The following is a 23,432-nucleotide window of genomic DNA, read 5'->3' as shown; positions in this document are numbered from 1 at the left end:
CGGGGCTAATACCGCCGGTAGCGATCATCCTCGAAAGTCCGGGCGTGAAGGCCGTATTTCAGCTTGAAATCCTCGGGCACTTCGGGCGCGGGCGCCATCGGCAACCGGGCAAAGCCTCTGCGTGCGCGGTCGATTTCATGCGCCGGGATCGGCGACCACTCGATCGTGTTGCGCGCCGTAAGTGCAAAATCGCCCGCATCGGTCAGCGAACCCGCGCGAACCTGGAAGCTGGGCGCATCTTCGCCATAGCCGCGCGACGGGCGCGAGAGCACTTCGGCCCCGGCAATCCCCTGGACGTCGATCAGGCAGCGTTCGTCCTCCGCAGGCACCTTGGGACAATTCATGCCGTGCGCGACAAGCCGGTAGGTGCCCGGCGCAAGCTGATAGGCCCTGATCTGGTATTCGACCGTGTCGTTGCCGAAAGCGAAGAAGCCCTGCCGCCGCTCAAACCGCACGACATCGCGATCATTGGCGATACTGCCCCCTTCGCGCAGGAAATACACCTGCAACGGATCGTCCAGGTACAGCTCGCTGCGGATCGAGATGATCACCGCGCCATGCCCGTCATCCACCGCGCCGGCGCGCGAAACTCGTTCTGCCGCCATGCCCGGATCGGCCAGTGCAGGCACCGACGCAAGGCCCGTCATGCAGGCGAGTATCAAGGCTGTAAGAATGGTGCGCATGGATGCGAAACCCGGTCTATTCTTGTGCGACAGGCCAAAGGAATGAAACATGATCGCCTGCGGCACAAGAGGCACAATCGGCGAAATCTCAGCATCAGGCTGCTTCTGGCGTAGAAAAGCGGCATTCGCGGGGTGGAGTTGCGACCGGAGGCCCTCTATGGAGCGCGCATGCGTATAGCCATTGCATCCGATCACGCCGCCACTGATCTGAAGGCCGAACTGGCCGAATGGTTGATGGACGAAGGCCACGAAGTCGCCGACCTCGGCCCCGACGAGGGGGAGAGCGTCGATTATCCCGATTACGGCTACAAGCTTGCCGAAGTGGTGGCCGACGGCACCGCGCAATTCGGCATCGCCTTGTGCGGCAGCGGGATCGGCATATCGATTGCGGTGAACCGTCACCCGGCGGTGCGATGCGCCAACGTGTCCGAGCCGCTTTCTGCGGCGCTGGCACGGGAACACAACAACGCCAATTGCATTGCGCTTGGTGCGCGACTTGTCGGCATCGAAATGGCGAAGTCCTGCGTAGCTACATTCCTGAACACCGATTTTGCCGATGCGGACAATCCGGCTGGCCGCCACCAGCGTCGCGTCGCAAAACTCGGCAATCCACCCACCGGCCCCGACCATATCGAGACCCACCAATGAGCACCCAGCCTGATCACTCGACCGACCCGATGCACGGTTTCTGGCATGATGACCTTGCCACCGCCGATCCCGAAATCGCAGCCGCCATCGGCAAGGAGCTGAAGCGGCAGCAGGACAAGATCGAACTGATCGCGTCGGAAAACATCGCCTCGAAGGCTGTGCTTGAAGCGACCGGCAGCGTCTTCACCAACAAATACGCCGAAGGGTATCCGGGCAAGCGTTATTACGGCGGCTGCGACTATGCCGACGTGGTCGAAACGCTGGCGATCGAACGCGCCAAGCAACTGTTCGGATGCAATTTCGCCAACGTCCAGCCCAACAGCGGCAGCCAGATGAATCAGGCCGTGTTCCTCGGCCTGCTCAATCCGGGCGACACCTTCATGGGTCTGGACCTGAATTCAGGCGGACACCTCACCCACGGCTCACCCGTCAATATGAGCGGCAAGTGGTTCAACGTCGTATCCTATGGCGTGAGCCAGGGTGACGAATTGATCGACATGGACGAGGTCGCCGCCAAGGCACGCGAGCACAAACCAAAGATCATCATCTGCGGCGGCACCGCCTATTCGCGCACATGGGACTTCCCGGCATTCCGCGCCATCGCCGATGAAGTGGGCGCGGTGCTGCTGTGCGACATGAGCCACATTTCCGGCCTCGTCGCGGGCGGCGCTCACCCTTCACCCTTCCCGCATTGCGACATCGTCACCTCCACCACGCACAAGAGCCTGCGCGGCCCCCGCTCGGGCATCATCCTGTGGAATGACGAGAAGTTCACAAAGCCGCTGAACATGGCGGTGTTCCCCGGCTTGCAGGGCGGCCCGCTCATGCACGTTGTTGCAGCGAAGGCGGTGGCTTTCCGTGAGGCGCTGCGCCCCGAGTTCAAGACTTATGCCCATCGAATCGTCGAAAATGCGCGCGCGCTGGCTTCCAGCCTCGAAGAAAACGGCCTGCGGATCGTTTCGGGCGGCACGGACAACCACTCGATGCTGGTCGATCTGACGTCCAAGGACGTGACCGGCAAGGACGCCGAAAAGGGTCTCGATCGCGCCTGGCTGACCTGTAACAAGAACGGCATCCCATTCGACACCCGCTCACCCTTCGTCACCAGCGGCATCCGCCTTGGCACGCCCGCGGGCACGACCCGCGGCTTTGGCCCGGTCGAATTCCGCAAGGTGGGAGAACTGATCGCCCGCGTTGTCGACGGCCTTGCAAAGAACGGCCCCGAAGGCGACGCGCAGATCGAAGAGCAGGTGCGCGGCGAAGTCGCCAAGCTTTGTGCGGCCTTCCCGGTTTATCCGGAAAGCTGATCCGGCCCCGCCATGCGCTGCCCGTTTTGCGCCCATGACGACACGCAGGTGAAGGATTCGCGCCCGACCGAGGATTCCACCTCGATCCGGCGCCGTCGGCAGTGTTCGTCCTGCGGGGCTCGCTTCACCACCTTTGAACGCGTGCAATTGCGCGAAGTGACCGTGGTGAAATCGGGTGATCGGCGCGAGGCCTTTGAACGGTCCAAGATCGAACAGTCGGTCGCGCTTGCCTGTCGCAAACGCAATGTGACGCAGGAGCGGATCGACCAGCTGATCTCGGGAATTCAGCGGCAGGTGGAAACCGCCGGAGAACCCGAGGTTCCTTCAGCGCGCATCGGCGAAATGGTGATGGAAGGGCTGAAGCAGATCGATTCGGTCGCCTACATCCGCTTCGCCAGCGTCTACCGCGACTTCTCTGAAGCGAGGGACTTTGAGGAATTCGCCAGCACGGTAGCCGAAGCGGCAAAGGATTAGACCCGTGGCCGAAGAAGCCAGCAAGCCCATCATCGTCCTCGTGCGCCCACAACTCGGCGAGAACATCGGCAAGGCGGCGCGTGCCATGCTCAATTTCGGGCTCACCGAAATGCGCATCGTCAACCCGCGCGACGGCTGGCCCAACCCTTCGGCCGGGCCGGCTGCGGCGGGCGCGGATTTCGTGCTGGATCAGGCAAAGATCTATGACACCGCCGCCGAAGCCGTGGCCGATTGCGAACACGTCTATGCGACCACGGTGCGCAAGCGCGGAGTGACCAAGCCGGTCGTCGGGGCGGATGGCGCAGCGCGGCTGATGCACGCCAATCCGGGGCGCCACGCGGTGTTGTTCGGGCGCGAGGCATCGGGACTTGAAACCGAGGACGTCGCCCTGGCCCGGCACATCCTGACCGTGCCGATTAATCCCGAATTCGGCTCGCTGAACCTCGCTCAGGCGGTCATCCTCGTGGCCTATGAATGGTCGCGCATCGGGCGCGAACTGGCCGAAGACCCTACCGGGCTGGTCCAGCCCACTGCCGAAGAGGAAACCCTGCCCCCTGCCCCGCAGGACGAGCTCGAAGGGTTGATCGGGCATTTCGAGAAGTTGCTGGAGCCGAGAGGGTATTTCCTTCCTCCAAGTCGCCGAGAAGCGACCGCACGCACTCTTCGCAGTGTTCTGACCAAACCGGGCTGGAACCATCTCGAGGTTCGCACCCTGCGCGGCATATTGAGCACACTTGAACGCGAACCGCGAAATCTCGATTGATTTCTGCCAGTTCCGCGCTGGACATGGCCGCGCCGCCTCGTTAGCCCTTGTCTCTCCCTCTCCCCTAAGCTGTGAGAATATCGATGAAAATGCTCCCACCGCTCGCTGCGGCTGCCGCCGCTCTTGTGTTCGCCGCTCCTGCCTTGTCGAACCCGGCACAGGATGCGCCCGCTCAGCAGCAAACCGAGCAAGAGCAACCTGCCAACGAGCAGACCGCCCCGGCTGTGATCGAAATCCCGGCCATCACCGCTCCTGATGCCGCCCCGGCCGAAACCACCGACGCGCCCGAAGCGGAGGAAGAGCTTATCTGCCGCAGCATCCGCCTCGACATGTCGAGCCGCCGCAAGACCCGCGTGTGCCGCACCGAGGAAGGCTGGCGCCAGCTCAACCAGCAGCGGTGATCGATCTTCGGGCGGACGAAAACGCCCGTTCATCTAAGGGCAAGGTGAAATCCGCAAAACTTTGAACCTCTTAGAAGGAGGTCGCCATGTCTTTTCTGATTGCTGCTGCGGTTTTGCCGCTCGTTCCCGTTGCCGCTGATGATGCGCGTTTCGAAAAGCGTGGGACATTCGTCTCGCCAGAAGCGGTTGCAGTGCTCGAACAGGGCGAGGACTCGGTCTATTGCCTCGATCGCTCAAGATACGAACGGTACCGGTCCATCTGCCTTACTAAAGCGGAATGGCTTCAGGCGATCGCTCTGGCCGAAACCGCACCAAAGGGCGGCCCGCGTCCCTTCATTCCGCAACAAGACAGAAGCGCATTCGGCGGCAATCAGGGTTTTAATGCCACCGGCAGCTATTCCGCATCGTACCGATAGGGATACCTGCCCGATTGGCTTCTGAGAGCGCAGGGTTACACCTGAAACTTGACGTGCAGACGCGCCCCGGCTAAGGGCGCGCCTTCGCAGATTGGCCCCGCACCCCGGTGAAGCGGTGGCCGCACAAGACAATTGCTCTTGTGGTGCGATGCCGGGTTCAATGGTCACCATCGGGGTGATCCTGCAAATTGAAGGAAAGACTTATGTCGAAGCGCAAGAGCGCCAAGTACAAACTCGACCGCCGGATGGGTGAAAACATCTGGGGTCGCCCGAATTCCCCGGTCAACAAGCGTTCCTACGGCCCCGGCCAGCACGGCCAGCGCCGCAAGAGCAAGATGAGCGACTTCGGCCTGCAGCTGCGCGCCAAGCAGAAGCTCAAGGGCTATTACGGCGATGTCACCGAAAAGCAGTTCCGCGCCACCTACAAGGCTGCGGCTCGCATGAAGGGCGACACCGGCCAGAACCTGATCGGCCTGCTCGAGCGCCGTCTCGACATGATCGTTTACCGCGCCAAGTATGCGCCGACGATCTTCGCCGCTCGTCAGCTCGTCAGCCACGGCCACATCTACGTCAACGGCGTGAAGTGCAACATCGCCTCGCGTCGCTGCGACGTGGGCGACGTGATCAGCCTCGGCAACAAGGCCAAGGAAATGGCACTCGTGATCGAAGCACAGAGCCTGCCCGAGCGTGAAATCCCTGACTATGTCGCGCCCGACGGCAACGACAAGGTGCAGTTCACCCGCGTGCCGAAGCTCGACGAAGTGCCCTACCCGGTAACCATGGAACCGAACCTGGTCGTCGAATTCTATTCGCGCTGATCTTTCGGCACATCCGGAACAAGAAAGGGCGGCCTTACGGGGCCGCCCTTTTCTTTTGCGCTGTGTGCAGTCATGCTGCGGGATATATTCCGGGAGAACCCTATGAAAGTGCTGCTGGTTGACGGCCATCCCGATACGGACAGGTATTGCACACACCTGCTCGACATTTATCAGGCCGCGCTGCCAAAAGATGCCGAGGTAACCCGTATCGCCGTGCGCGACATGGAGTTCACCCCAAATCTCAGCCACGGCTATCGCATCCGCACTGATTGGGAACCGGATGTCGCCGCCTTTGCGGAGCAACTGGACGCCTGCGACCACGTCACTTTCGTGTTCCCGATGTGGTGGGGCGCAGAACCCGCGCTGCTGAAGGGCTTGCTGGACCGGGTGCTGCTGCCCGGTTTCACCTTTGCCTATCACGAAAACGACACATGGTGGGATCGCAACATGGCGGGACGATCAGCCGACGTGATCATCACCATGGACACCCCACCGATCTTCCTTTGGCTGGCCTATGGCAATTCCATCATCAAGCGCTGGAAAGGACAAATTCTCGAGTTTTGCGGAATGAAGCCGGTGCGCATCCTGCCGATTGGCCAGGTCAAGTTCGGGGGTGCGGAAAAGCATGCCGCGAAATGGACGGCGAAGATCGAGAAGCTGGCCCGAACGGTCAGGCAGGCCGAACCGGCCAAGAAGCAGCTTCGCCTCGACGCGTTCCTTGGCCGCAAGCAGGCCTAGTCCCTGATACGGTCCCACTCGACGAATTCATAGGCGATCGAGCCTTCGACCAGTCGCTCCCAGATGTCGGCGATGACGTCTCCGGGAATGCCGCGCGCTTCTGCATCCTTCACCGCCTGATCGATGACATAGGCCTTGCGCTCTTCATCGCGCACGGCATCGCGCGTCCCCTTGATCCGCGCAGCAGCGCGCATGTAGCCGAAGCGGCGATCAAGCAGCGCGACCAGCTCCCGGTCCGTCGCATCGACACCCGCGCGCACATCGATCATGGTTTCACAGTCTTCGGGCAGCTTTGGCATCAATCACGTACTTCCAAGGTAGTTGCGCCGGAATTCGGCGGCAAAGTCGGCAAAACGCCCCGCCCCAATGGCATCGCGCATCGCCTGCATCAAGGCTTGGTAAAACCACAGATTGTGTTCCGTCACCAGCATCGCGCCAAGGATTTCGCCGCTCTTGTGCAGATGGTGGAGATAGGCGCGCGAATAATGGGTGCAGGCGGAACAGCCGCATTTATCGTCGAGCGGGCCGGTGTCCTCCGCATGGCGGGCATTGCGCAGGTTAAGCGGGCCGTTCCAGGTGAAGGCCTGCCCGTTGCGCCCCGAACGCGTCGGCAGCACGCAATCGAACATGTCGATCCCGCGTTCGACTGCGCCGACCAGGTCATCGGGCTTACCCACCCCCATGAGGTAACGCGGACGATCAACCGGAAGCATGTCAGGCGCGTAATCGAGCACCCCAAACATCGCCTCCTGCCCCTCACCCACGGCAAGTCCGCCCACGGCATAGCCGTCGAAACCGATGTCGGTCAGTTTCTGCGCGCTGATAGCCCGCAATTCGCGGTCAAGTGCGCCTTGCTGAATCCCGAACAGCGCGGCGCGCGCCGCATGTTCCTCGCCGCTGTTGAACCCGTCGCGACTGCGGCGTGCCCAGCGCATCGAGAGTTCCATGCTGTCGGCAATTTCGTCGCGGGGACGGTCGGCACGGGGGCATTCGTCAAACGCCATAACGATATCGGAACCGAGCAACCGCTGGATTTCCATGGATCGTTCAGGGGTGAGCATATGCTTCGACCCGTCGATATGGCTGCGGAATTCGACGCCCCGCTCCGTCAGCTTGCGCAGCTCAGAAAGGCTCATCACCTGATAGCCGCCGCTGTCGGTCAGGATCGGGCGATCCCAGTTCATGAAGCGGTGCAGCCCGCCAAGCCGCGCCACCCGTTCCGCTCCGGGCCGGAGCATCAGGTGATAGGTGTTGCCAAGGATGATGTCGGCACCCGTGGCGCGCACGGTTTCGGGCTTCATCGCCTTGACCGTGGCAGCGGTGCCGACGGGCATGAATGCGGGCGTGCGGATTTCCCCGCGCATCATCTCGATTACGCCGGTTCGCGCCTTGCCGTCAGTGGCATGAAGGGTGAAGGAAAAGCGGGTCGCCATGGCCGCCCGCTCTAGTGTCTCGCCCAAGGATGTCGAGTGGGAAGTCGGCCCGAGGGCAATGGCGAAATGGCAGGGGCGGTCGCGAAACCACCCCTGCCATCGGATCAGTAAGGGCTGATCAGAAGTTGAACAGCAGACCCACGGTTGCGCGGGTCGAATCAAACGAGATCGTGTCCACGCCTGCGCGCATCCGGATGGGGCCGTCGCCAAGTCCGAATTCGACACCAGCGCCGACAAGGTAATCGCCATCGGTATCGTCCAGTCCGACTACCGCAGGGGTAACAAACCGGCCGAGATCAACGTCGACTTCCTGATAGCCGCCGCGAACGAACAGCTTGCCAGATTGGCCGACGCGCACGCCTGCGCGGGCTGCAACGCCGTATTCGCTGTCGATCGCGCCATCGCCGAGGTGGAAGTTGCCCTCTGCCCCGACAAAAAAGGTATCGCCAACCGGGACGTCCACACCCGCGACGACGCCGTAAATGCCGCCATCGTCGCCCGGCAGGCCGATTCCGAGATCGTGAATACCGGCAGAGGCGCCGATATAGGTTTCTACTGCGGGGGTGTCGTTCGACTGCGCCTGAACCGCAGCCGGAAGTGCCATCGCGCCCATCGCGGCAAGCGTGGTGAATGCGATTTTCCTCATGTTCTCATATCCTTTCACATTGCCGCCGCAGGGGGCGCGACGGCATGCAAGTGGCTATGAATCCGGGGATTTCTGCGAGGTGAATGAATGCACCAAGGGTGCATGGGAGCCGATGAAACGCCGGAAATGTTCGACCAGTGCGGATATCCGCATGCGGGCGCAACTCCTACTCGCGCAGCCGCCAACCGGTCTTGAAGATGAAGGCGATGATGGCCGTGCAGATCGCGAGAAATCCCAGCGTCAGACCCAGCGAAAGCCAGATTGACACATCCGAAGTGCCATAGAATGTCCAGCGCAGCCCGCTGACCAGAAACGCGATCGGATTGGCGAGCGCAATTGTGCTCCACGGCTCCGGCAGATCGCCGATCGAATAGAAAGTGCCGCCAAGGAAAGTCAGCGGTGTGAGGATCAGGATCGGAATGATGCCGAGTTTCTCGAAACTGTCGGCCCAGATGCCGAGAATGAAGCCGAACAGCGAAAAACTCACGGCGACCAGCATGATGTAGCCGATGGCGTAAACCGGATGCGCGATCTCGTAATCGACGAAGAAGGTCGCCGTGCCGAGGATGATCGCGGCGAGGATCAAACCCTTGGTCGCTGCCGCTCCGACAAATCCGATCAGCGTTTCGGCAACCCCCACCGGGGCGGACAGCAATTCGTAAATCGTGCCGGTAAAGCGCGGCATGTAGATGCCGAAACTGGAATTGCTGGTCGTCTCCCCCAACAATGTCAGCATCAGCAGGCCGGGAATGATGAATGCGCCATATGGCACCCCTCCAATCGGCTCCATCCGTGCGCCGATCACCGTGCCGAACACGACGAAATAGAGCGAGGTCGTCAGCACAGGCGACAGGATCGACTGAAATGCGGTGCGCATCGCCCGCATCAGTTCGCGCTGGTAAATCGACCAGGCGCCTCTGGCGTTGAAGCCGCTCATGCCGCTTCCTCCTGGCTCAGAAGATCGACGAAGATGTCTTCAAGCGAGGAATCGTGAATGTCGATCCCGCGATAATCGATCCCCGCCGCGACCAGCGCCTTTGTCAGCGCAGCGACTTCCTCACTTCCCGTGCCGCTGCCGTCGCCTCCGCGATAGGTCAGTTGCATCCCGTCTTCGCTCAGGCTGACAGGGAACGCGGCAATGCTGGCGGGCAGTTTGGTCACGCGCTGCGACAGCGCGATCACCGCCTCGGTCGTTCCCATGCGCTGCATGATCTCGGCCTTGTCATCCACCATCAGGATGCGGCCGCTGCGAATGATGCCGACCCGATCGGCCATTAGTTCAGCTTCCTCGATGTAATGGGTGGTGAGGATGATCGTGGTGCCGCGTTCGCGCAGCGCGGCGATCTGATCCCACATGCCCTTACGCAGTTCGACATCGACCCCGGCAGTCGGCTCGTCCAAGAACAGCAGGTCGGGTTCATGCGCCAGCGCCTTGGCGATCAGGACGCGGCGCTTCATACCGCCCGACAATTCTCGAATCTGGCTGCTGCGCTTCTCCCACAGGCTGAGCGAGCGCAGGATCTCCTCGATCCGGGCCTTGTCCGGGGAATGGCCGAACAGGCCGCGCGAATAGGCTACCGCGCGCTCGACGGTTTCGAACATGTCGGTGCTGAGTTCCTGCGGCACCAGCCCAATCCGCGCCCGCGCCGAGCGCCAATCTTTCGCTAGATCATGGCCGAAAGCGGTGATTGTGCCTGATGTTGGCCGCACAAGCCCGCAGACCGAGCCGATAAGAGTGGTCTTTCCCGCGCCATTGGGGCCGAGCAACGCGAAGATCTCGCCCTTGCGGATGGCAAGGTCCACCCCGTCCAGCGCCCTTGTGCCGCCGCTGTAGACCTTGGTCAGGCCCTTGATGTCGAGGATAATTTCGGTCACGCCCCGTCATGTGGCACAGGCACGACCGATTGCAAGCTTGGGCTACGGCAGAAGCAGGGAAGAATCGCCGTAGGAGTAAAAGCGATACTTGCCCGTGATCGCGTGGGCGTAGGCCGCCATCATCCGATCGCGCCCCATCAAAGCGCTGACCAGCATCATCAGGGTCGATTTGGGCAGGTGGAAATTGGTCATCAATCCGTCCACCGCGCGGAAGGTGTAGCCCGGCGTGATGAAGATATCGGTGTCGCCCGCGAATTCGTGGATCACCCGGTTTTCATCCGCCGCGCTTTCCAGCAGCCGCAGCGAAGTCGTGCCCACTGCGATGATCCGCCCGCCCTCAGCCCGCGCCTGATTGAGCCGCGCGGCAGTGGCGGCATTGATACGGCCAAACTCGGAATGCATCTGGTGATCGTCGGTATCGTCCGCCTTCACCGGAAGGAACGTTCCCGCGCCTACGTGCAACGTCAGCATCTCCCGCTTGATCCCGCGTGCATCCAGCGCGGCGACAAGCCGATCCGTGAAATGGAGCGAAGCGGTGGGTGCGGCAACCGCGCCGTCCTCCTTCGCGAACATCGTCTGGTAATCCTGCTGGTCCTGCTCATCCACGCCGCGCCGCTGCGCGATATAGGGCGGCAAGGGCATGGTTCCGGCGCGGTCCAGCAGCACTTCGACCGGTTCCTCGCCTTCGAAGAACAGCGTGATCGATCCGTCCCCATGGCGCGCTTCGGCAATCGCGGTGACGCCGCCGCCAAAAACGATCTGGTCGCCTTCCTTCACCCGCTTGGCATTGCGTACAAAGGCCTGCCAACGGCGCAAGTCGATGCGTTTGTGCAGCGTCGCGCCGATCCTCGCCTCGCCTCCTGCACGCCGCCCTTCGAGCTGGGCTGGAATCACGCGGGTATCGTTGAACACCAGCACATCGCCTGGTTCGAGCAGGCCGGGCAGGTCCAGCACACCCTTGTCTTCGAAAGCAGCTTCCTGCCCGCGCACCAGCAGCATGCGCGCAGCATCGCGCGGGCGCACCGGGCGCAGCGCGATCAGGTCTTGCGGAAGGTCGAAATCGAACAGGTCAACACGCATGGCACGCGCGTCTAGTGCCTGCGCGCGCCCTGCGGAAGCCTGTTTCTACTGCAGCGGCGCGTTGAGCAGATCGGCGGTGATTTCCGCTTCGGGCTGCGGTTGCGGCGCGGCGACCGGCTTCGGTTTGCCATCGCTCAGCAGCGATGCCTGCAGGATGCGCGTCGGGTTCTGCGGCGGCTCCCCGCGGTTGATCGCATCGACAGCGGCCATGTTCTCGATCACGCGGCCGAAATTGGTGTACCGCTTGTCGAGGCTGAAACGCGGATAGAACACGATGAAGAACTGGCTGTTTGCGCTGTTTTCCTCATTCGCGCGGGCCATCGCCACGCTGCCGCGCACATGCGGCATCGGATTGAATTCCTCTTCGAGGTCGGGAAGTTCAGACCCACCCTGCCCGGTGCCCGTCGGATCGCCGCCCTGCGCCATGAAGCCGTCAATCACGCGGTGGAAGATGATGCCGTCGTAAAAGCCCTGCTGGGTCAGCGTCTTGATCCGCTCGACATGCTTGGGCGCCCATTCCTTCATCAGGCGGATCTTCACCCGCTCGCCATTGGACAGATCGAGCACCCAGACGTTTTCCGGCTCCACGCTTTGATCATAGACGATATCGGGATAGGTCCGGCGGTCGACTTCCTTGGCGGCGACTTCGTCATCGCGCGAAGTGTCCTGATCGCCCTCGTCGCTTTGCGCAAAGGCGGTGGCAGGAATGGTAAGCAGCGCGAGCGCGGCAAAAGCGCCAAGAGTGTTTTTCAGCATTGCGGTCTTCATCTTGTGATCCGGATTGTGCAGCAGCATCTAACCGTGTGCGGCTGACACTTCAATGAATGACTGGGTGAACGTCACCAGTCTTAATAATCGCCCTTGCGCCCGATCTGGTCGACCCGTGCAACCACTTCCTCGCGCACGGGCGCGCTGACGAAGGGGGTGATGTCGCCGCCGTAGATCGCGATTTCCTTGACCAGTTTCGACGCGATCGGTTGCAGCGAGACATCGGCCATCAGGAATACGGTTTCGATATTGTCGTCGAGCTGCTGGTTCATGCCCGCCATCTGGTATTCGTATTCGAAATCCGCGACGGCGCGCAGCCCGCGGATAATCACCGATGCACCCTGCTTCTGCGCGAACTTCACCAGCAGCGCGTTGAATCCGACGACCCTGACGTTGTCGAGGCCCATGTCCTTCACCTCGCGCTCCACCATGGAAAAGCGTTCCTCGGTCGAGAACATCGGGTTCTTCGACGGGTTGGTCGTCACCCCGATAATCAGATCGTCCACCAGCTTGGCCCCGCGCCGGATGATATCGGCATGGCCCAGAGTGATAGGGTCGAATGTTCCGGGATAGATCCCGACGCGGCGTGTCATGTTCTATTCCTCTCGCTCCGCCGGGTTCTTTGCCCGGCTTTCCCGTTATCTGTCCCGCTCGACGATAAACCGCGCCAGCGCGCGCAGCGTGTCGGCTTCCTTGCCGTGGCTGCCGAGGTGGGCGATTGCCTGATCCACCAGCGCGCGCGCCTGTTCGCGGGCCTTCTCCACGCCCATCAGCGTGACAAACGTCTGCTTGCCCTGTTCGTCATCCTTGCGCAGCGCCTTGCCCGCCTTTTCCTGATCGCCCTCCACATCGAGCAGATCATCGGCAATCTGGAACGCAAGGCCGATGTCGCGGGCATAGGCGCGCAGATGCGCGCGGCCATCGGGCGCAACGCGGCCAAGGATCGCGCCCATCTCCACGCTCGCCGCCAGAAGCGCGCCGGTCTTCAACTGTTGCAGCCGGGTGATGGTGTGGAGATCGTATTCGACGCCTTCTTCGTCGGCGACCATGTCCATCATCTGGCCGCCCGCCATGCCGTTCATGCCGCTGGCTGTGCCCAGAGTGGTTATCAGTTCGGACCGGACGAAGGGATCGCTGCAAGTCCCCGGATCAGCCAAAATCTCGAACGCCAGCGCGTGCAGCGCATCGCCCGCCAGCACAGCGGTTGCCTCGTCATAGACCTTGTGCACGGTCGGTTTGCCGTGGCGCAGATCGTCATCATCCATGCACGGCAGATCATCGTGGATCAGCGAATAGACGTGAATTGCCTCCACCGCCGTGCCGGCGCGCAGCGCAGCGTTGCGATCGACCCCGAACAATTCCGAAGTGCTCACCACCAGCAGCGGGCGTACACGCTTGCCGCCGCCGATCGCAGCATAACGCATCGCCTCGACGAGCCGGGCGCGCGTGTCAGCGGGCACGGGCATGAAGGCGTCAAAGACCGAATCGACCTCTTCCTGAACCCGCTTGAGATTGTCCCTGAGCAGGTTTCCTTCGGCGCCGACGACGTTCACCTTAATTGCCTCCGTCAAGCGGGACGGTGCCGCTGGGCCTGCCATCGGCCCCGGCAACGATCTTCTCGATCCGGGCCTGCGCCGCATCGAGCCGTTGCTGGCACGCGCTGCGCAATTTCTCGCCACGTTCATAAAGCGAAATCGACTGGTCGAGCGGGACGTCGCCGCGCTCAAGCTGCTGCACGATTTCCTCCAGCGCAACCAGCGCCTGCTCAAAGGTCAATTGCGAAATGTCATCCGCGCCGGTGGCGGAACTGTTTCCCTCGTCCATGCAGCGGAGCATTGACGGTGCAGCCAAGCCCGGTCAAGGTTCGATCAAGGGGTTCAGCCGTCCAATCGCCGGCCAAATCGAAAAACAAACGGGGAAACGCATCAAATGAGGTGGATAATCGCCGCGCTGTGCGCGGCTGTGATCTTCGGATTGCTGGACGCTATGTGGCTGCGCTGGGCCGCGGACAATCTCTATCGCCCGGTAATCGGCGAAATCATGGCCGACGAATTCGACATGATCGCAGCGGGCGCTTTCTACGTCATCTACCTGCTCGGGACGATCTGGTTCGCGGTGCGCCCCGGCGTCGAATCGGGCAAGGTCAGCGTGGCACTGCTCAACGGCGTGCTATTGGGCGGGCTGTGCTACGCCACATTCGACCTGACGAGCCAGGCGGTGTTCAAGGTGTGGGCCACCCATGTGACGCTGGCCGACATTGCATGGGGCGCGTTTGCGACTGGCACGACCAGTGCGATCGTTACCTGGATCACGCTCAAATACACCGACTGACATAACAACTACAGGGCGCACGCATGTTCATTGGTCATTTCGCACCGGCATTCCTAGCTGCAGCCGCCTATTCGCGCGGACCCAAGCTGGGGACCTATTTCGTCGCGGCGCAGCTGGTGGACTGGGGGTTCTTCGGCCTTGCCACCCTTGGCATCGAGAAAATGCGGATTGATCCCGATGCGACGGTGATGGTGCCGTTCGACCTTTATTTCATGCCCTACACCCACAGCCTTGCCGGGGCGGCGATCTGGGCGATGGTGTTCGCGATTGGCGTGGCGATCTGGCACCGCGACAGTATTGCAGGGTTGCTTACGGCAGGCGTTGTGCTGTCGCACTGGGGGCTGGACTGGCTGACCCACCGCCCCGATCTCACTCTGGCAGGCGGGCCGGAAACCTATGGCCTTGGCCTGTGGAATTTCCCGGAAGTCGCGATGCCACTCGAAATCGGCATCACGCTTGGCGCCTTCCTGTTTTACATCATGCGATCGCGCGGCCCGCTGGGCCAGCCCCTGATCCTGATGGCCGTCCTGCTGCTGTTGCAGGCGTTCAACTGGTTTGCGCCGCACCCGGATGCGGCGGGCCTGTTTCTCTACATCCAGGCGCTGTTCGCATTTGGCGTGGTGACGGCGCTGGCGTTCTGGGTGGGGAAGAATCGTTACTTCATGCATCGTCGTGGCTTGGCGATGGCGAGACTGTGACCTATGGGCTTCGCCCATGACCACAGACACCCGCCAGATCACCCCTGAAACCGTCGAACAGCACGGCCTTTCGCCCGAGGAATACGAGCGCGTTCTCAATGCGCTTGGCCGCGAGCCCAACCTTGTGGAGCTCGGCATCTTCTCGGTCATGTGGTCCGAGCATTGCAGCTACAAGTCGAGCCGCTTGCATCTCAAGAAACTGCCTACAGAGGCACCGTGGGTAATCTGCGGTCCGGGCGAGAACGCGGGCGTGATCGACATTGGCGATGGCCAGGCGGCGATCTTCAAGATGGAGAGCCACAACCACCCCTCCTACATCGAACCCTATCAGGGCGCGGCGACGGGCGTTGGCGGCATTTTGCGCGATGTCTTCACCATGGGCGCGCGGCCCGTGGCGAACATGAACGCGCTGCGTTTCGGTCGGCCCGATCACCCGAAGATGAAGCATCTTGTGCAGGGCGTGGTCGCGGGAATCGGCGGATACGGCAATTGCGTGGGCGTGCCGACCGTGGGCGGAGAGACGAATTTCCACCCCGCCTATGATGGCAACATCCTCGTCAACGCCATGACCGTCGGCATCGCCGATGCGGACAAGATTTTCTATTCCGCCGCCACCGGCGTCGGCAATCCGATCGTCTATGTGGGGTCAAAGACCGGGCGTGACGGCATCCACGGTGCGACCATGGCTTCTGCCGATTTCGAGGAAGACGCCGAAGCCAAGCGCCCAACGGTGCAGGTCGGCGATCCCTTCACCGAAAAACTGCTGATCGAGGCGTGTCTTGAACTGATGGCGACCGATGCGATCGTCGCGATCCAGGATATGGGCGCGGCTGGCCTCACCTCCTCCAGCGTCGAAATGGCCACCAACGGCAAGGCCGGCATCCGGCTCGACATGAACAAGGTGCCTTGCCGCGAAGAGGGCATGACGCCTTATGAAATGATGCTGTCGGAAAGCCAGGAGCGGATGCTCATGGTGCTCAAACCCGGCAAGGAAGCCATGGCCGAAGCGATCTTCCGCAAGTGGGAGCTCGATTTCGCGGTGATCGGCGAAGTGACCGACACCCGCCACATGGTGCTGGAATTCAATGGCGAAGTCGTCTGCGACATTCCGCTCGGCCCGCTGGCAGCCGATGCGCCCGAATATGATCGTCCGTACCTGTCGAAAGAGGAATACACCGCATGGGCGGGCATCACCCCGATGCAGGACGTGCCCGATACCGACAATCCGGGCGCGGACCTGCTCAAGATGCTTGCCAGCCCCAACCTCGCTTCGCGCCGGTGGATCGCCGAACAGTATGACAGCCAAGTGATGGCCGACACGCTCCAGACCGGGGGCGATGCGGCTGTCGTGCGCGTTCACGGCACCGGGAAGGCGCTGGCGATCAGCACCGATTGCACCCCGCGCTATGTCCATGCCGATCCGTATGAAGGCGGCAAGCAGGCCATTGCAGAGGCTTATCGCAACCTGTGCGCGGTCGGTGCGCGTCCGCTGGCGGTGACCAACTGCCTCAATTTCGCGAACCCGCAGCGGCCCGAGATCATGAGCCAGTTCGTCCACGCACTCGAAGGCATGGGCGACGCCTGCCGCGCGCTCGATTTCCCGATCGTGTCGGGCAACGTCTCGCTCTATAATGAAAGCAAGGCGACCGGCGGCGGCAGCGCGATCCTGCCCACCCCGGCAATCGGCGGCGTCGGCATTCTCGAAGACGCCAGCGTGATGGTGACACCGGCGTTCAAGGGTGAAGGCGATGCGATCTATCTGATCGCGCCCGAATTCTGGGCCAAGCCCGATCCGACCCGCTCGCACCTCGGCAAGTCGCTGTGGCTCGATGTGGTCAAGGGCCGTGACGAAGGCCGCGCTCCGCCGGTTGATCTCGCAGCAGAACTCGGTGCGGGTCACATCGTGCGGGCTCTAATCCGCGATGGTCTGGTCAATGCGGTGCACGATCTGTCCGACGGCGGGCTCGCCGTGGCGCTGGCTGAAATGGCGATGAGCGGCGGGATCGGCGCCGAAGTCGCCGCCAGCACCGACTACACCGCCGCACAATGGTGGTTTGGCGAGGATCAGGCGCGCTATATCGTCACCGTTTCGCCCGAGCAATTCGAAGCCTTCAACGCCGAACTCGCACGCGGGCCGGAGATTGCCGAGGCCGAACTGGTGGGCTTCCACCGCATCGGCACCGTCGGCGGCGACAGCCTGCTTGGCGTATCGCTGGCTGACATGCGGGCGGCGCACGAAAGCTTCTTTGCCGAATGGATGGAAGCATAGAGCTTCTTCAGCCCCTGCTGCATTACGGCGGGCATTTCATCGTCCCGTTCCTGATCGCCGCGCAGATCTGGCGCGGCGAATGGAAACGCAGCGGGGCGGTGATGGTCGCGGCGAACCTGATCGATCTCGATCATCTGCTGGCTGATCCGATCTTTGATCCCAACCGGTGCAGCATCGGCTTCCACCTGCTGCACGGGTGGGAAGCCGCGTTTGCCTATCTCGCTCTGCTGCTGGTGCCGCGATGGTGGGTGCGCGCCTTTGCTCTGGGCGCGCTATGGCACCTCGCGGTCGATTACGGCGATTGCACGATGCAGGGGCTTTAAGCCGCCTGAGACTGCCCCTGCCGCACCATGACAATGCCGAGCAGGACCAGCCATGCGAGCTGCGCGATGTAAGTCGCCATCGCCCCGTAAAACCGCATGTCAATAACCCCGGCGACAAGCAGCACCGCTGGCACCAGTCCTGCAACAACACCCAGCGCCCCGGTCACCCGCCAGCCTGATTGCCACAGCGCGACGGAAAAGCAGGCGATCCCCGCCCCCATCGCCACCGCACCATTGCGCGCGAATTGCTGGTTTATCTCCCAAGCCAGTTCACCGATGCCCGGCCCGATCACATCCGCCGGATATTCGGCGATTGCAGGCACGACAAAGCCGTTGATTGTTCCTGCGACAAGCGCCCCCAGCGTCCCGACGATTACAAGGCCAAGCCCCAGAGCGGTCTTGAGGTTCCATCCCAGCGCCCGTGCGAGCAACGCCATCACCGCCGGTTGCACCACGATCATGGCGAGCAGCGCTCCATGAACCCCTCGGATCAGACCCGGACCGTCGCCGCCGTGCGGATGATGATGCATCAGCACCACCGCCAACAGCGCCGACGCGGCCAGCGCGATCCCGGTGGGGCGCAAGGATTGCAGTTTCTCGATATCCATGATTAGCCTTCCTTCTTGGTCGGCAATCAATGGCGCCAATGCGGGAGTGACAACAATGAACAATGTCGGGCAAAAGTCCGGTTCAACCCGCGACACCACCCGCGCGCAGATCGTCTCGACCTTCAATCGACTGTTGCTTGAAGGCGAAAGCAAACGCCCGCGCGTTGCCGAAATCGTTGCCGAAGCCGGAGTGGCGCGCAGCACTTTCTACGATCACTTCGACGGGGTCGAAGCGCTGTTCGATGAAAGCCTTTCGATGCTGCTTGGCCGAATCGCGAAGGCCATTGTCGGTGCCGATGATCGGGAGGACATGGTCTGGCTGCTAGAGCACATTTACGAAAACCGCGAGCGTGGCCGCGATCTGCTGGCAGGCCCCAGTGCCGACCGGACGGAAAAGCTATTGTCGCGGCTGTTGTTGCAGGAGCTCGAAGGAAAAACCGACGCGCGGCTCCACGCGATCCTGATCGCCGGAACGGTGATGGCCGCGCTTGGCGCGTGGGTGGCGGGCCAGCTTTCGGCTAGACCGGAAGAACTGGCGACCCGGCTGCTCAAGACGGGCCAGGCGATATTGCAAGCCTGATCGCCTAAGCGGCTTGGGCTTCCGACAGACCGAGTGTTTCCTCGGCAAAGCCTTCGCTCTGCAATTCGGCAAGGCACTGGCGGTAGATCACCGGCTTGCCGATGCTGAGCCGCACGCGAGCGGCGTCGATATCTTCGCGCATCACCGCTTCGACATCCATATGCGCCAGCTTGGCCGCGGCCTTGCCCAGACGCTGCCCTTCGCGCACGGCGGAGAACAGCGGCGCGGCGGTGCCGGTCACCTTCTTGATCTGGCGCGCACCGGCGTAGGCGATGAACAGGATGCCCTTGTTGTGGTTCTGCGAATAGCTGAAGCCCAAGAGGCACGCCTCGCCCAAGGCATCGCGGCCATAGCCGGTCAAAACGTGAAACAGATCATCCGTGTCGCGCAGGCGGTTGAAATACCATTCGGTGAGATCGTCGGGACGGGATTCGGGCGGCGCCCATTTGTGGCTTTCCGCAACCAGTCCGGCGGCGGACAGGCCTTCGCGCTTCATGAAGGCCATGTAATGTTTGCCCACCGAATTTTCCGGCAGATCGGCCCAGCGGGCGTGATCGTCGAGCATGGCGGGAATATCGACTTCGTCGCGCAGGAACCGCTGGCCTTCGGGCGAACGGATGAAATCCCATGCCTGACGATGGCTCTTGCGGCCCTTGGTCGCCTCGATGATGTGGAACACCTGTTCGGTGTCTTCCTTGTCCTCGACCAGCTTGGCGAAGTGGCGCAGCACCTTGCCCGGTTGGAAACCGGCGATCTTGCGGTCGGGCGATACCAGCGGACGATCAATCAAAGCCATCGGGGACTCCTGCTCTCAACACGCGCTACTTACACCTCTGTCAGTTAATTGTCCACTTCACTTTGCGCAGGGAAAGGGTGATAGCGGCGGCCTATGAAAACGCATGAAACCGTCCCCTATTCGCTCGAAACCCTGCCTGATCACGAAAGCGTGGCGCGTGCGCAATCCTTGCGTGACCGGCTGAAGCAACGGCGCACCTGTCGGTATTTCTCCGACGCGCCCGTCCCGCGCGAAGTGATCGAGGCTGCGATCGAAGCGGCCGGGACCGCCCCCAATGGCGCGAACCACCAACCCTGGCACTTCGCCGTTGTGCGATCGCCGGAAAAGAAGCGCGCCATCCGCGAAGCCGCCGAAGCGGAAGAGCGGCGCTTTTACGGAGAGGACGGCGGTGATCCCAAGGCGAGCGAGGAATGGCTCGGCGCGCTCAGGGATCTGGGCACCGATGCGGACAAACCCTTCCTTGAAACCGCGCCCTACCTCATCGTCGTCTTCGCGCAGCGCAAGGGCGGGATCGAGGAAGACGGCAAGACGCAGAATTACTACGTCAACGAAAGCGTCGGCATTGCCTGCGGAATGCTGATTGCGACCCTGCACGAAGCGGGGCTCGCCACGCTGACCCACACGCCCTCGCCCATGGGCTTCCTACGCGAAGCATGCGGGCGGCCCGAATGGGAAAAGCCGCTGATGATCGTGGTGGTCGGCAGGCCGAGCGAGGACGCAACCGTCCCCGCCCATGCCCTGAAGAAAAAACCGTTGAGCCAGATTTCAAGCTGGCTCTGAAACGGTTTACGCGGTGAGCGGTTCGCCGCCTTCGTTTTCGCTGGCGAGCAGGTTGTAAGGGTCGATCCCTTCCGAACGCCACACCCGGTGACATTCGCGGTAAACGCTCGGCTCGGGGATGTTGAGCGCGGCTCGCACGCTTTCGATCGGCTGCTTCAGCAGTTCGCGGATCGGCTGTTCGATCAAGCGCGGTGCGCCCTTGCCGGTGCGCTTGGCCTGATTGACCGCGCCCATCACGGGTGCCTTGCTGCCCTTGACCTGCATTTTGATATTGAGCGCGCCGGCATAGCCGATCAGCAGGTGCCCATGCGCGGGCGACTGGCCGTGCGTGAACAGCAGCACGCATTGTTCGCCCAGAGCATCGCGGCCATAGCCGGTCAGCACGTGGAACAGATCATGCGTGTCGCGCGAACGCTCGGCAAACCACTGAACCAGATCATTGTATTTCGGACGGCCCAGCTTTTCCGCTTCGGCCACCAGACCCGCAGCCGAAAGACCTTCGGTTTCCATGAAGTCGCAATAGGCATGGGCCAGACTGCCCTTGGGCGTCTTGCGCAGTTCGGCATGATCGTCGAGGATTTCGGGCAGGCTCGGTTCGCTGCTGCGCAGGAATTCGCCCCGTTCCGACAGCGCCAGTTCCTTCACCCGAGGCAGAAAATCGTTCGAAGGGAGCGATTCATAGATCTTGAAAACAAGGCTGGTATCTTCCTTGTCCTTCATCAGCAGGCGGAAATTCTTGATCGCGCGCGCCACCGAATAACGCGGTTCAGGCCGGTCGGGATGGCGCAGAACAGTGCCGTCAGCGGCGAACAGGGCGGAATAATCGGCAGCGGATGACATTTGGGGGCAAGGCCTCTTGTGCGATGGAAACGGATCGCGACGCGATAGCATCACTTACTTACATTTGTGTAAATAACACCATTGGGTTCAAAAATCAAAACCCATTTTCCGTCAATTCACCGCAAGCTTGTCACACCCCGGCCCAATCCTTGCGCGAGATACCCAGCAGCGAAAGAATCGCGGTGAGATCGCCCCGGTCGATCCGACCGTTCGCCGCAGACCGTGCCTTGGGCTTGGCGCGATAGGCAAAGCCATAAGTCGCCGCCTCGATCATCGGAATGTCATTGGCCCCATCACCGCTGGCCAGCACACCTGCGCCCTCACCCAGCAATGCCGCCTCTTCCTGCAAAACGGCCAGCTTGGTGCTTGCATCCGAAATCGGCCCGTCAAGCGTGCCGGTCAGCTTGCCCCCTTCCACGGCAAGGCGATTGCCCACCACCCGATCAAACCCCAGCATCTCCGCGACCGGATCGGCGAAATGGTGGAAACCGCCCGTCACCAGCACATTGCGGCAACCGTGCGCCTTCAGGGTTTCGCTCAGCACCTTTGCGCCCGGCGTAGGCGTGATCCGCGCTGCCAGACATTGCGCAATCGCGCCTTCGTCCAGCCCGCCAAGCAACGCCACGCGTTCGGTCAGCGCGCTTTGAAAATCGAGTTCGCCCTGCATCGCGCGTTCGGTGATCTCGGCAATGCGGTCCTTGATCCCGGCATAGTCGGCCAGTTCGTCAATGCATTCCTGCCCGATCATGGTCGAATCCATGTCGGATACGAACAGTTGCGGCACAGTGATCGGCGCGGATGCCAAGAGCGTATCGCACGGGCCGAAATGCACCTCGATAAAGCCATAGACAGCGTCGGGCTGATCAAGGTCGAATTGCAACTCCAGCACAGGCTCGGACAAAGGCAAACGCTCCACCGATTGCAGCGCCCGATCGACGGTGCTGCCCACCAGACTTTGCTCCAGCGTTGCCCTCATCTGATTGAGGCGTGTTTCCCAATCGTCATTGTCTGCTATCAGCCGCGCGATGAGCACCAAGGAATCTCCCATGAAGACGACCAGTGCGCCGCCTGTCGCGCTCATTGCAGGGCCGACAGCCAGCGGCAAGAGCGCGATTGCGGTAAAGCTGGCACAGGCATTGGCAAAGCGCGGCAAGACAGGCGTGGTGATCAACGCCGACAGCGCGCAGGTCTATGCCGATCTGCAAATCTTGTCCGCCCGCCCCACCGAAGATGAAATGGCAGGGATAGAACACCGCCTGTTCGGCACATGGGACGGCGCAGAGGCGTGTTCGGCGGCGGCATGGGCCGCGCGGGCCAAGGATGAAATTGCCGATTGCCATGCCAATGGCGCGGTGCCGATCCTGGTCGGCGGCACGGGCATGTATCTCAAGGTACTGATCGAAGGCATCGCCCCCATCCCCGAAATCGAACCCGAAGTGCGCGAAGTGGTGCGCGCTATGTCGACGCAAACCGCCTATGCCGCGCTGATGATCGAAGACCCCTTGCGCGCCGCCGCGCTCGATCCGGGCGACAGCCAGCGCATTTCGCGCGCGCTGGAGGTGAAGCGTTCGACCGGGGTGACACTGGGCGATTGGCAACAGGCCAAAACCGGCGGGATCGGCGAAGAAGTGACGCTGCACCCGCTCGTCCTGATGCCCGAACGCCAGTGGGTCTATGATCGCTGCGACCTGCGGTTTGCCCAGATGATCGAGGCCGGGGTGGTGGCGGAAGTCGAAGCGCTTCTGGCGCGCGATCTTTCGCCCGATCTTCCGGTAATGCGTGCCATAGGCGTGGCCGAGGTGGCGGCTCTGGTGCGCGGCGAATGCACCAGGGAAGAAGCCAACGCCGCCGGTTCGCAGGCGACGCGGCAATATGCGAAACGCCAGTTCACATGGTTGCGCAACCAGTCCCCGCCCGATTGGCCGCGAATTGAATCGCAAAATATCGACCTTGAGGCGATTTTTGCATCATTATTACAAGATTAATGGTTGACGCGATAGATTCTGCCTTCTAGCGGGAGTGCAAGACAGGGCCCTTCGGGTCGCTTGGCTCTGTCGCCAAACACCGGTATGAACCGCGAAACAAACAAAGGCGAAGGTTACTCAAGTCATGCTCATTGTCATTCTTGTACGGGAAACGGGCTGACTCGGGGTTTGC

General features: G+C 61.9%; 30 protein-coding genes. 15 read left to right on the top strand and 15 right to left on the bottom strand.

What is annotated here, in order from left to right; all coding sequences use genetic code 11:
• Window positions 1-5: 5 nt before the first annotated feature.
• On the bottom strand, window positions 6-734 hold the full coding sequence (locus tag AABA34_RS10040; protein ID WP_338302498.1) for a hypothetical protein: 729 nt from the start codon (window positions 732-734) through the stop codon (window positions 6-8).
• A gap of 117 nt (window positions 735-851) precedes the next feature.
• On the opposite strand from AABA34_RS10040, the gene AABA34_RS10035 reads away from it, so the two are divergent.
• The 8 genes from AABA34_RS10035 (at window position 852) to AABA34_RS10000 (ending at window position 6,248) form a co-directional block, all read left to right on the top strand.
• A complete protein-coding gene (locus tag AABA34_RS10035) occupies window positions 852-1,331 on the top strand; it encodes an RpiB/LacA/LacB family sugar-phosphate isomerase (RefSeq protein ID WP_034953953.1) in 480 nt (159 codons plus the stop codon).
• Window positions 1,328-2,638 (top strand): serine hydroxymethyltransferase, encoded by a 1,311-nt coding sequence (gene glyA, locus AABA34_RS10030; protein WP_338302497.1) that lies wholly within the window; start codon window positions 1,328-1,330, stop codon window positions 2,636-2,638. Before AABA34_RS10035 ends, glyA begins: the two co-directional genes overlap by 4 nt.
• Before the next feature lie 12 nt (window positions 2,639-2,650).
• Complete coding sequence (gene nrdR, locus AABA34_RS10025; protein WP_338302496.1) at window positions 2,651-3,112, top strand: transcriptional regulator NrdR; 462 nt, start codon at window positions 2,651-2,653, stop codon at window positions 3,110-3,112.
• A 4-nt stretch (window positions 3,113-3,116) separates the two neighbouring features.
• Complete coding sequence (locus AABA34_RS10020; protein WP_338302495.1) at window positions 3,117-3,875, top strand: RNA methyltransferase; 759 nt, start codon at window positions 3,117-3,119, stop codon at window positions 3,873-3,875.
• A gap of 83 nt (window positions 3,876-3,958) precedes the next feature.
• Window positions 3,959-4,276 carry a hypothetical protein gene (locus AABA34_RS10015; protein WP_338302494.1) on the top strand — a complete coding sequence of 106 codons (318 nt, stop codon included), beginning with the start codon at window positions 3,959-3,961 and terminating at the stop codon, window positions 4,274-4,276.
• 86 nt (window positions 4,277-4,362) lie between these two features.
• The gene (locus AABA34_RS10010; protein WP_338302493.1) at window positions 4,363-4,692 is read left to right on the top strand and encodes a hypothetical protein; all 330 of its coding nucleotides are present in this window, start codon (window positions 4,363-4,365) and stop codon (window positions 4,690-4,692) included.
• Window positions 4,693-4,895: 203 nt separating this feature from the next.
• A complete protein-coding gene (gene rpsD, locus AABA34_RS10005; RefSeq protein WP_034953946.1) occupies window positions 4,896-5,510 on the top strand; it encodes a 30S ribosomal protein S4 in 615 nt (204 codons plus the stop codon).
• Window positions 5,511-5,612: 102 nt separating this feature from the next.
• On the top strand, window positions 5,613-6,248 hold the full coding sequence (locus tag AABA34_RS10000; protein ID WP_034953945.1) for an NAD(P)H-dependent oxidoreductase: 636 nt from the start codon (window positions 5,613-5,615) through the stop codon (window positions 6,246-6,248).
• Here AABA34_RS10000 and AABA34_RS09995 read toward each other — a convergent pair.
• From AABA34_RS09995 to AABA34_RS09950, 10 genes are all read right to left on the bottom strand, one after another.
• Complete coding sequence (locus tag AABA34_RS09995; protein ID WP_034954745.1) at window positions 6,245-6,547, bottom strand: chorismate mutase; 303 nt, start codon at window positions 6,545-6,547, stop codon at window positions 6,245-6,247. The genes AABA34_RS10000 and AABA34_RS09995 overlap by 4 nt on opposite strands.
• A 3-nt stretch (window positions 6,548-6,550) precedes the next feature.
• Window positions 6,551-7,681: a tRNA guanosine(34) transglycosylase Tgt gene (gene tgt, locus AABA34_RS09990; protein ID WP_338302492.1), complete on the bottom strand. Its 1,131-nt coding sequence runs from the start codon at window positions 7,679-7,681 to the stop codon at window positions 6,551-6,553.
• Between the two features lie 118 nt (window positions 7,682-7,799).
• Complete coding sequence (locus AABA34_RS09985) at window positions 7,800-8,327, bottom strand: hypothetical protein (RefSeq protein WP_338302491.1); 528 nt, start codon at window positions 8,325-8,327, stop codon at window positions 7,800-7,802.
• Between the two features lie 166 nt (window positions 8,328-8,493).
• Complete coding sequence (locus AABA34_RS09980) at window positions 8,494-9,264, bottom strand: ABC transporter permease (RefSeq protein WP_338302490.1); 771 nt, start codon at window positions 9,262-9,264, stop codon at window positions 8,494-8,496.
• Window positions 9,261-10,202, bottom strand: a complete 942-nt coding sequence (locus AABA34_RS09975) for an ABC transporter ATP-binding protein (RefSeq protein ID WP_338302489.1) — start codon at window positions 10,200-10,202, stop codon at window positions 9,261-9,263. The genes AABA34_RS09980 and AABA34_RS09975 overlap by 4 nt, the downstream gene beginning before the upstream one ends.
• A 42-nt stretch (window positions 10,203-10,244) precedes the next feature.
• A complete protein-coding gene (gene queA, locus AABA34_RS09970; protein WP_338302488.1) occupies window positions 10,245-11,282 on the bottom strand; it encodes a tRNA preQ1(34) S-adenosylmethionine ribosyltransferase-isomerase QueA in 1,038 nt (345 codons plus the stop codon).
• A 45-nt stretch (window positions 11,283-11,327) separates the two neighbouring features.
• Window positions 11,328-12,038: a peptidylprolyl isomerase gene (locus AABA34_RS09965; RefSeq protein WP_338302487.1), complete on the bottom strand. Its 711-nt coding sequence runs from the start codon at window positions 12,036-12,038 to the stop codon at window positions 11,328-11,330.
• Window positions 12,039-12,130: 92 nt separating this feature from the next.
• Window positions 12,131-12,643 carry a pantetheine-phosphate adenylyltransferase gene (gene coaD / locus AABA34_RS09960; RefSeq protein WP_338302486.1) on the bottom strand — a complete coding sequence of 171 codons (513 nt, stop codon included), beginning with the start codon at window positions 12,641-12,643 and terminating at the stop codon, window positions 12,131-12,133.
• 45 nt (window positions 12,644-12,688) lie between these two features.
• Complete coding sequence (locus AABA34_RS09955) at window positions 12,689-13,603, bottom strand: polyprenyl synthetase family protein (protein ID WP_338302485.1); 915 nt, start codon at window positions 13,601-13,603, stop codon at window positions 12,689-12,691.
• Between the two features lies 1 nt (window position 13,604).
• The gene (locus tag AABA34_RS09950) at window positions 13,605-13,874 is read right to left on the bottom strand and encodes an exodeoxyribonuclease VII small subunit (RefSeq protein WP_252257704.1); all 270 of its coding nucleotides are present in this window, start codon (window positions 13,872-13,874) and stop codon (window positions 13,605-13,607) included.
• Between the two features lie 105 nt (window positions 13,875-13,979).
• Here AABA34_RS09950 and AABA34_RS09945 point away from each other — a divergent pair, with 105 nt between their 5' ends.
• From AABA34_RS09945 to AABA34_RS09930, 4 genes are read left to right on the top strand one after another with little or no spacing between them, the layout of a single operon-like run.
• Window positions 13,980-14,381 (top strand): DUF2177 family protein, encoded by a 402-nt coding sequence (locus tag AABA34_RS09945; protein ID WP_338302484.1) that lies wholly within the window; start codon window positions 13,980-13,982, stop codon window positions 14,379-14,381.
• Between the two features lie 23 nt (window positions 14,382-14,404).
• Window positions 14,405-15,079 carry a hypothetical protein gene (locus AABA34_RS09940; protein WP_338302483.1) on the top strand — a complete coding sequence of 225 codons (675 nt, stop codon included), beginning with the start codon at window positions 14,405-14,407 and terminating at the stop codon, window positions 15,077-15,079.
• 16 nt (window positions 15,080-15,095) lie between these two features.
• A complete protein-coding gene (gene purL / locus AABA34_RS09935; RefSeq protein WP_338302482.1) occupies window positions 15,096-17,348 on the top strand; it encodes a phosphoribosylformylglycinamidine synthase subunit PurL in 2,253 nt (750 codons plus the stop codon).
• The gene (locus AABA34_RS09930) at window positions 17,333-17,671 is read left to right on the top strand and encodes a DUF6122 family protein (RefSeq protein ID WP_338302481.1); all 339 of its coding nucleotides are present in this window, start codon (window positions 17,333-17,335) and stop codon (window positions 17,669-17,671) included. The genes purL and AABA34_RS09930 overlap by 16 nt, the downstream gene beginning before the upstream one ends.
• Here AABA34_RS09930 and AABA34_RS09925 read toward each other — a convergent pair.
• Entirely contained in the window at window positions 17,668-18,279 is a 612-nt protein-coding gene (locus tag AABA34_RS09925) for a hypothetical protein (RefSeq protein WP_338302480.1), read from the bottom strand. The genes AABA34_RS09930 and AABA34_RS09925 overlap by 4 nt on opposite strands.
• A 55-nt stretch (window positions 18,280-18,334) precedes the next feature.
• Between AABA34_RS09925 and AABA34_RS09920 the strand changes: the two genes are divergently transcribed.
• Window positions 18,335-18,859 (top strand): TetR/AcrR family transcriptional regulator, encoded by a 525-nt coding sequence (locus tag AABA34_RS09920; RefSeq protein ID WP_338302479.1) that lies wholly within the window; start codon window positions 18,335-18,337, stop codon window positions 18,857-18,859.
• A 4-nt stretch (window positions 18,860-18,863) separates the two neighbouring features.
• Here the strand turns inward: AABA34_RS09920 and AABA34_RS09915 are convergent, their stop codons facing one another.
• The gene (locus tag AABA34_RS09915) at window positions 18,864-19,655 is read right to left on the bottom strand and encodes a Coq4 family protein (RefSeq protein WP_338302478.1); all 792 of its coding nucleotides are present in this window, start codon (window positions 19,653-19,655) and stop codon (window positions 18,864-18,866) included.
• A gap of 93 nt (window positions 19,656-19,748) precedes the next feature.
• Here AABA34_RS09915 and AABA34_RS09910 point away from each other — a divergent pair, with 93 nt between their 5' ends.
• Window positions 19,749-20,435, top strand: coding sequence for a nitroreductase family protein (locus tag AABA34_RS09910; RefSeq protein WP_338302477.1), 687 nt, complete (start codon window positions 19,749-19,751; stop codon window positions 20,433-20,435).
• 6 nt (window positions 20,436-20,441) lie between these two features.
• Here AABA34_RS09910 and AABA34_RS09905 read toward each other — a convergent pair whose 3' ends face one another.
• Together AABA34_RS09905 and serB are read right to left on the bottom strand one after the other, a co-directional pair.
• A complete protein-coding gene (locus tag AABA34_RS09905) occupies window positions 20,442-21,275 on the bottom strand; it encodes a Coq4 family protein (protein ID WP_338302476.1) in 834 nt (277 codons plus the stop codon).
• 130 nt (window positions 21,276-21,405) lie between these two features.
• Window positions 21,406-22,356: a phosphoserine phosphatase SerB gene (serB, locus tag AABA34_RS09900; RefSeq protein WP_338302475.1), complete on the bottom strand. Its 951-nt coding sequence runs from the start codon at window positions 22,354-22,356 to the stop codon at window positions 21,406-21,408.
• Here serB and miaA point away from each other — a divergent pair.
• A complete protein-coding gene (gene miaA, locus AABA34_RS09895) occupies window positions 22,301-23,260 on the top strand; it encodes a tRNA (adenosine(37)-N6)-dimethylallyltransferase MiaA (RefSeq protein ID WP_338302474.1) in 960 nt (319 codons plus the stop codon). The genes serB and miaA overlap by 56 nt on opposite strands.
• Window positions 23,261-23,432 lie beyond the last annotated feature (172 nt).

Source organism: Erythrobacter sp. Dej080120_24, from assembly GCF_036322605.1.
Lineage (GTDB): Bacteria > Pseudomonadota > Alphaproteobacteria > Sphingomonadales > Sphingomonadaceae > Erythrobacter > Erythrobacter aurantius.
This window is presented reverse-complemented; position numbering and strand designations above follow the sequence as displayed.